The sequence below is a fragment of the Paraburkholderia acidicola genome (genome assembly GCF_002362315.1).
Taxonomy (GTDB): Bacteria; Pseudomonadota; Gammaproteobacteria; order Burkholderiales; family Burkholderiaceae; genus Paraburkholderia; species Paraburkholderia acidicola.
Genome location: NZ_MTZV01000006.1, coordinates 2860783 through 2868418 on the forward strand (window position 1 = coordinate 2860783; position 7636 = coordinate 2868418).

The 7636-nt window shown below is 63.4% G+C and carries 8 protein-coding genes; 7 read left to right on the top strand and 1 reads right to left on the bottom strand.

Annotated features, from left to right (window positions below):
- Positions 1-47 precede the first annotated feature (47 nt).
- The 7 genes from phnT (at position 48) to BWP39_RS31310 (ending at position 7110) form a co-directional block, all read left to right on the top strand.
- Complete coding sequence (gene phnT / locus BWP39_RS31280) at positions 48-1148, top strand: 2-aminoethylphosphonate ABC transport system ATP-binding subunit PhnT (protein WP_096726287.1); 1101 nt, start codon at positions 48-50, stop codon at positions 1146-1148.
- Positions 1126-2064: a 2-aminoethylphosphonate ABC transporter permease subunit gene (phnU, locus tag BWP39_RS31285; protein ID WP_096726029.1), complete on the top strand. Its 939-nt coding sequence runs from the start codon at positions 1126-1128 to the stop codon at positions 2062-2064. Before phnT ends, phnU begins: the two co-directional genes overlap by 23 nt.
- Positions 2064-2927: a 2-aminoethylphosphonate ABC transport system, membrane component PhnV gene (phnV, locus tag BWP39_RS31290; protein WP_096726030.1), complete on the top strand. Its 864-nt coding sequence runs from the start codon at positions 2064-2066 to the stop codon at positions 2925-2927. The genes phnU and phnV overlap by 1 nt, the downstream gene beginning before the upstream one ends.
- Positions 2928-3052: 125 nt before the next feature.
- Positions 3053-3808 carry a phosphonate utilization associated transcriptional regulator gene (locus BWP39_RS31295; protein WP_096726288.1) on the top strand — a complete coding sequence of 252 codons (756 nt, stop codon included), beginning with the start codon at positions 3053-3055 and terminating at the stop codon, positions 3806-3808.
- Between the two features lie 32 nt (positions 3809-3840).
- Entirely contained in the window at positions 3841-5097 is a 1257-nt protein-coding gene (gene phnA / locus BWP39_RS31300) for a phosphonoacetate hydrolase (RefSeq protein ID WP_096726031.1), read from the top strand.
- Positions 5094-6545: a phosphonoacetaldehyde dehydrogenase gene (gene phnY, locus BWP39_RS31305; RefSeq protein ID WP_096726032.1), complete on the top strand. Its 1452-nt coding sequence runs from the start codon at positions 5094-5096 to the stop codon at positions 6543-6545. Before phnA ends, phnY begins: the two co-directional genes overlap by 4 nt.
- Before the next feature lie 4 nt (positions 6546-6549).
- The gene (locus BWP39_RS31310; RefSeq protein ID WP_096726033.1) at positions 6550-7110 is read left to right on the top strand and encodes a phosphonate degradation HD-domain oxygenase; all 561 of its coding nucleotides are present in this window, start codon (positions 6550-6552) and stop codon (positions 7108-7110) included.
- A 321-nt stretch (positions 7111-7431) separates the two neighbouring features.
- On the opposite strand, the gene BWP39_RS32195 is transcribed toward BWP39_RS31310, so the two are convergent.
- On the bottom strand, positions 7432-7636 hold a 205-nt coding region (locus BWP39_RS32195; RefSeq protein WP_207557212.1), incomplete at its 5' end, for a hypothetical protein.

Genomic DNA, 7636 nt, shown 5'->3' on the forward strand with positions numbered 1-7636 from the left:
GCTATCGCCCCCGCAATAGCGTATTGCCAAGTTGGAGGATGGACCCGGTGAATACGGCAAGTCTTGCTCATCCCGGCGCACTCGACGCCGTCTCCGCGGCGCGCGACGCTGCGCATCCGGACACGCCAGCCGGCGTCGACATCGAGCATCTGACCGTGCGTTTCGGTACGCGCACGGTGCTCGACGATCTCTCGCTGACGATCGAGCGCGGTGAACTACTGACCGTGCTCGGTCGCAGCGGATGTGGCAAGACGACGCTGTTGCGTTTCATTGCCGGGTTCATCGAGGCGGACGGGCTGGCCGGCAACTTGACGGTGGCCGGTCGCGATCTCACGCACGTCCCGCCGCACCGGCGCAATCTGGGGCTGCTGTTCCAGAGCTATGCGCTGTTTCCGCATCTGTCGGTGTTCGAGAACGTCGCGTTCGGGTTGCGCGCACGGCGCACGCCGGCGAAGGAAGTCGCCCGGCGCGTCGCCGATGCGCTGAAGCTCGTGCAGCTCGGTGACTCGGGGCACGTGATGCCCGCGCAGCTCTCCGGCGGCATGCAGCAGCGCGTCGCGCTTGCGCGTGCGCTCGTGATCGAACCGGACGTGCTGCTGCTCGACGAGCCGTTGTCCGCACTCGATGCCAATCTGCGCGCTTCGGTGCGCTCCGAATTGAAGGCGCTGCATGAGCGCCTGCCTAATCTCACGATCGTGTGCGTGACACACGATCAGGACGATGCCCTGGTGCTGTCCGACCGCACGCTGCTGATGCGCGAAGGTCAGATTGCGCAGCTCGGCACACCGCAACAGCTGTACGACACACCGAACGACGGCTTCGTCGCGCGCTATCTCGGCGCGGCGAACCTGTTGCCGCCGCACGTCGCGTTTCCGCTTGGCGATACGCGCTATACGGAGCGCGACCGGGTTGCGTGTCTGCGTCCGGAAAGCCTGCGCATCGTGCCGCTCGGCGAAGGGCATCTGCACGGCGCGATTACTTCGGTCGAATGGTATGGCGCGGTTCTGTCGGTATCGGTCGTGCTCGATGCGATGCCGAACGACCCCGTGCTCGTCACGATGCAGCGCGGCCACGGCATGACGCCGGAACGGGGCGCCCGTGTTTCACTGCTTTATGAGGCAGACGATGTCGTCCTTATCCGCGCCTGACGGTCACGACGCGTTCGGCGCAGCTGCTGCAGCCGACGTGAAGCGCGCGGCCACGGCCGCAGCGCATGCTGCCGCGAAGCGCCGTCGCGAGCGTGCGGCGCAGTGGCATCTGCTGTTCCTTGCCGTGTTCATACTCGGTCCGCTCGTCGTCTATCCGCTCGTGCGGCTCGTGCTGCTGAGTCTGACCGGCGCACACGGGCTGAGCGTGCATGCGTACGCAGCGTTCTTCCAGAATCCGGATACAAGCGGCGTGATCGGCACGACGCTGTGGATTCTCTTTGCAAGCGCCGGACTCGCCTCGCTGCTCGGCGTCGGGCTCGCCGCGCTGCTGTTTTTCAAGCCGTTTCCGGGTGCGCGGCTGGTCACGCGTTTTCTCGAACTGTTCGTCGCGTTCCCATCGTTTCTGGTCGCGTTCACGCTGATCTTTCTGTACGGCTCGCAAGGCTCGGTCAGCATCGGTTTGCAGCGGCTTTTCCATCTCCAGGCGCCGCCGCTCGATTTCCTGTTCGGCATCGGCGGGGTGATTCTGGCCGAGGTGGTGTTTTACGCGCCGTTCGTCGTGCGTCCGACGCTCGCGTCGTTCGCGACGCTCGACATGCGGCTCATCGAGGCCGCCCGCAGTCTCGGCGCACACGGCTGGATGGTTGCGTTTCGCGTGATCCTGCCGCTCGCGTGGCCGGGCATCGCCGCGGGCACGATTCTCTGTTTCCTGCTGACGCTCAACGAGTTCGGCATCCTGATGGTGCTCGGCAGCGCGCATCTGGTCACGCTGCCGGTGGCGATCTACAGCTCGGCAACCGTCGATCTCGATCTGCCCGCTGCCGCGGCCGGCGCGGTCGTGATGCTGGCGATGTCGTTGTCGCTCTACGCGTTGTATCGAACAGTGAGCCGGCGCAAGGCCGGAGGAGCGAAGTAATGGCCGTCGATCTCGACCCGACCGTATTGCCCGTCTTGCACCGGCGCGCGCGTCCTGTACAGCGCAGCCTCGGTGTGCGGCTGATCGGCAGCGTGTTGCTGGGGCTGGCGGCGCTCGCGTGCTTCTGGCTCTTCGTGCTGCCCGTGATCGTCGTTGCGCTGTCGAGTGTTGCGTCGCACTGGTCCGGCACGATCCTGCCTGATGGCTTCAGTACACGCTGGTTCGAACGCCTCGGATCGAGCGACTTCGATGCGCTGACAACCAGCCTCGAAATCGGCTTCGGTGTCGGCGTGCTCGGTACCGTGCTTGGGCTATGGCTTGCGCTGGCGCTCGAAGGCCGCGACCGGCGCGGACTGGGCGCGTTCGTCGATACGATTGCGATGGTGCCGAATGGCGTGCCGAGCGTTGTGCTCGGGCTCGCGGTGCTGATCGCGTATCACAAGAAGCCACTCGATCTGTCGAGTTCGGCTGCGATCGTCGTGTTCGTCCAGCTCGCGCTCGTGCTGCCGTTCTGCTATCGCTGCGCGGCCGCGGCGCTGCGCCCCGAGTTGACCATCTTGCGCGAAGCGGCAGCGAGCCTCGGTGCGCCGCCGTCGATGGTGTTGCGCCGCGTCGTGCTGCCGCAACTCGTACCGGCGATCCGCGCGAGTCTCGCGCTGGGTTTTGCGCTGTCGCTCGGCGAGCTGGGCGCGACGCTGACGGTTTATCCGCCGGGCTTCGCCACGGTTCCGATCGTCGTCGTCGGCCAGGTCGAGCGGGGGTACTACCTGCCGGCTTCCGCGCTCTCACTGATTCTGCTGCTCGTGTCGCTGGCCGCACTGCTGCTGATCGCCGCGCGTGTGCCGCGGCGTCGCGCGGACTGAGCACGCATGACTGAGCACGCATGACTGAGTGCGCATGACTGAGTGCGCATGAGCGAACGTTGCTGATTTTTCGTCGTGCTTTAACGCGACACTTCGCACACATTGATGTGGCAATTTTTGTCGAAATGACCGAAAATATGCAAAACGCTGTTGTTAGCCCTCGCGTCGATCCAATCGACGTCGTGCGCAGGCAGTCGCTGACGGCATTGGTGCGCGACGAGATCGAGCGTCACATCATCGAAGGCGCGCTGGCGCCGGGCGACAAGCTGAACGAGGCCGACTGGGCCGCGCGGTTGCAGGTGTCACGTGGGCCGGTGCGCGAAGCGTTTCGCGCGCTGGAGCAGGCGGGCCTCGTACACACCGAGAAGAATCGCGGCGTGTTCGTGCGAGTGGTGTCGCTGGCGGAAGCCGACGAGATCTATGCGGTGCGGGCGGTGCTCGAAGAGGCGGCGTGCAGGATGCTGGCGCCGCGCATCGATGCCGCGCAGCTCGCGGTGCTCAGAGGTCACGTCGACGCAATGCGCGACGCGTTCGATACGCAGGACCACGACGCTTACGCGCGCGGCAACGTCGCGTTTCACGACGCGATCGTCGCGCTGGCAGGAAACGGGAAACTGTACGAGACGTATCGGCGGCTGGTCGGCGAGTTGAGCCTGTTTCGCCGGGCTGCGCTGGTGGCACGCGACGACTCGATGCGCCGCTCGCTCGCCGAGCATCGCGCGATTTTGACGGCGCTTGCCTCGCGCGATGCCACGCACGCCGCAGCGCTGATGCATGCGCACGTGAACGGTGGTCGGCAGCGTGCGCACGAAGCTTATGAACCGGCCGGACAGCAGGCTGCGGAGCCGCTGCCGGTCACGCTTGACGAACCGCGCACCTGACGGTTAGCCGCCGGTGCGCATGGAAGGGAACGATGCTCACTTATTCCGAACGCACGATTGAAGTCAACGGCCGCGGCTACCGTTTGCCCGCACAACGCACGGTAGTCGTCTGCGTCGACGGTTGCGAATACGACTACCTTGAAGCAGCCGTGGCGGCAGGCGTCGCGCCGTTTCTCGGCAAGATGCTGCACGGCGGCGCGGCGTTCAAGGGCGACTGTGTCATCCCTTCGTTCACCAACCCGAATAATCTGTCGATCGTCTGCGGCGTGCCGCCGTCGGTGCATGGCATCTGCGGCAACTACTTCTGGGACCCGCAGGCGAACGGCGGCAAGGGCGCCGAAGTGATGATGAACGACCCGGCCTATCTGCGTGCTGGGACGTTGCTTGCGGCGGCGGCTGAAGCGGGGGCATCGGTGGCTGTCGTGACCGCGAAGGACAAGCTGCGTCGGCTACTTGGCTGGCAGCTCAAGGGCATTTGTTTCTCGGCGGAGAAAGCCGATGCAGCGACGCTCGAGGAAAATGGTATCGACGGGCTGCTCGATCTGGTTGGTATGCCGCTTCCGGACGTATATAGCGCTGCGCTGTCCGAGTTCGTGTTTGCCGCGGGCGTGCGGCTCGCGCAGACGCGCGACGTCGATCTGATGTACCTGTCCACCACCGATTACGTGCAGCACAAATGGGCGCCCGGCACCGAAGGCGCGAATGCGTTCTACGCGATGATGGATCGCTATCTCGCGCAACTCGACGCGCTGGGCTGGGTGATCGGCCTCACCGCCGATCACGGCATGAACGCGAAGCACGATCCGCAGACAGGCGAGCCGAACGTGATCTATCTGCAGGACGTGATGGACGAATGGCTCGGCGAGCGCGCTGCACGTGTGATTCTGCCGATCACCGATCCCTACGTCGTGCATCACGGTGCGCTCGGTTCGTTTGCCACAATCTATCTGCCGCACGATGTCGATGTGGCGCAGACGATCGAACGCCTGCGCGGTATCGAAGGCGTCGAGGTCGTGCTCGACAATCGCGCTGCATGCGAACGCTTCGAGCTACCGAACGACCGGGTCGGCGATATCGTCGTGGTCGGTACGCGCAACGTGGCGCTCGGTACGCGTGCCGATCAACATGATCTGTCCGGCTTGACCGTACCGCTGCGCTCGCATGGCGGGTTGTCGGAGCAAACCGTACCGCTAATTTTCAACCGGTCGATCGTCGATGTGGATGCGGGCAAGCGGCTGCGCAACTTCGATGTGTTCGACCTTGCGCTGAATCATGTGGTGGCGCCATGAACGCGATCCTCACCGACCATCCGGCGTTTCGTGCAGAAGCGCTGCGTTTGCAGGGCAAACGGGTGATGCGCGAGCGGGTGCTCGACGTGTTCGATCCGTACACGCGTACGCGCGTCGGTACGGTGCCGCTCGCGAGCGTTGACGATGTGCGTGCGGCATTCACGTATGCCGCGTCGTATCAGGCGAAGCTCACGCGCTACGAACGCTCGCAGATTCTCGAGCGCGCAGCGGCATTGCTGCGCGAACGTACGGAAGCGGCGTCCGATCTGATCTCGCTCGAGTCCGGTTTGTCGAAACAGGATTCGCGTTACGAGATCGGCCGCGTGGCGGATGTATTCAAGTTTGCCTCGATCGAAGCGTTGCGCGACGACGGCCAGAGTTTTTCGTGCGATCTGACGCCGCACGGCAAGAAGCGTCGGGTGTTCACGCAGCGCGAGCCGCTGGCAGGTGTGATCGTTGCGATCACACCGTTCAATCATCCGATGAACCAGGTCGCGCACAAGATCGCGCCGGCTATCGCGACGAACAATCGCGTCATCCTGAAGCCGTCGGAGAAGGTGCCGCTGTCGGCGTTCTATCTGGCCGACCTCCTGTATGAGGCCGGTCTGCCCGAACCGATGCTGCAGGTGCTGACCGGCGATCCGCGGGAAATCGCCGATGAACTCGTTACTAATCCGCTTGCGGATCTCGTGACGTTCACCGGTGGTGTCGCCATCGGCAAGCACATCGCGGCCAGGGCGGGTTATCGCCGGGTGGTTCTCGAACTCGGTGGCAACGATCCGTTGATTGTGCTCGAAGACGCCGATCTCGAACGTGCAGCTTCGCTTGCAGTGCAGGGCTCGTACAAGAATTCAGGGCAACGCTGTACTGCGGTCAAGCGGATCCTCGTGCAAAAGAGCATTGCGGCGCAGTTCACCGAACTCGTTGTCGAGAAGACGCGTGCGTGGTCGTACGGCGACCCGTTCGATCCGTCGAACCAGATGGGCACCGTCATCGATGAAGCGGCAGCGCAGCAGTTTCAGTCGCGCGTCGATGCGGCAGTGGCGCAGGGGGCGCGGCTGCTGGTGGGTAACACGCGCAAGGGCGCGCTGTACGCGCCGACCGTCGTGGACCGCGTCGATCCGTCGATGACGCTGGTCCGCGAAGAGACATTCGGGCCGGTATCGCCGATCCTCACGTTCGACACGCTCGACGACGCGATCCGCATCAGCAACGGGACACCGTTCGGGTTGTCGTCTGGCGTGTGTACGAACCGGCAGGATGCGATCACGCGTTTCGTCAATGAGCTGCGGGTCGGCACAGTGAACGTTTGGGAAGTGCCGGGTTACCGGGTCGAGTTGACGCCATTCGGCGGCATCAAGGATTCGGGGCTGGGTTACAAGGAAGGCGTGCAGGAAGCAATGAAGAGCTTCACGAACCTGAAGACTTTCTCGTTGCCCTGGGAGTAGATGAATGGCTTTGAGTCTTGACGATATTCGTGTGTTGTTCGAACGGCACGGCAATCTGGCGTATAGCGGCGAACCGGTGACGCAGCTAGAGCATGCATTGCAAAGCGGTGCGCTTGCCGAGCAGGAAGGCGCCAACGACGAACTGGTTGCAGCTGCGTTTCTGCATGACCTCGGGCATCTGCTGAACCGGCAGGGCGATACACCGAGTGCACGCGGCGTCGACGATCTGCATCAATATTTCGCGTTGCCGTTTCTGCGGGCCGTATTACCAGAAGCGGTGCTTGAGCCGATCCGGCTGCATGTCGATGCAAAGCGCTGCCTGTGTGCCATCGATCACAGCTATTTCAACTGTCTGAGCGTGGATTCCGTGCGCAGCCTTGAACTGCAGGGCGGTGTGTTTAGCGCGGAGGAGGCGCAGGCCTTCTTGCGCAAGCCTTATGCGCCGGACGCGCTGCGTGTGCGCAAGTGGGACGATCGCGCGAAAGTGCAGAGTCGCAAGACACCCGATATCGAGCACTTTCTCGGTGTGGTCGAACGGGTAATGGAGCGGTACGTACCTGCTTAGGCGAGCACTACGTTTTGCCGCAGCGTTTTCGCGCTGCGTTTCCCCCGGCTTCGGCGGTCGTGCCGCCGAATCTCTCTGTTTGACCATCTGCGTTGGCCTCTGGGGTTCGATAGGAACGGCTCGATATTGGTCTGTTCGGTATCGAGCGGGAACACGATCGCGCAGAGAAGATCGAGCAATTTCAACGCTTCGAAAAAACGCTTGCGCGGCGGTGATGGTGTCGCTAGAATCTCGGTCTTTCGCGCTCCGGAGAAGGGGGGTGCGGGAGGCGGGAGAGCCAGTACTGGCGGGGATTTGCGGCGGGGCAGGCGGGTGAGGAAGTTAGATAAACCTGTTGACGTTCTGCTGGAAAGTCTTCATAATCTCGTTTCTCTGCTGCTGATGCGGCAGACGCAGGAAGGCGGTGCTGGAAGGTGGTTGAAGTGACCATGAAGTAGCCAGCGCGACGGACCGGAGTGCGATGCGATCTTTAAAAATTAACAGCCGATAAGTGTGGGCGCTTGATGGAGGCGCGCCGCGGGAAACT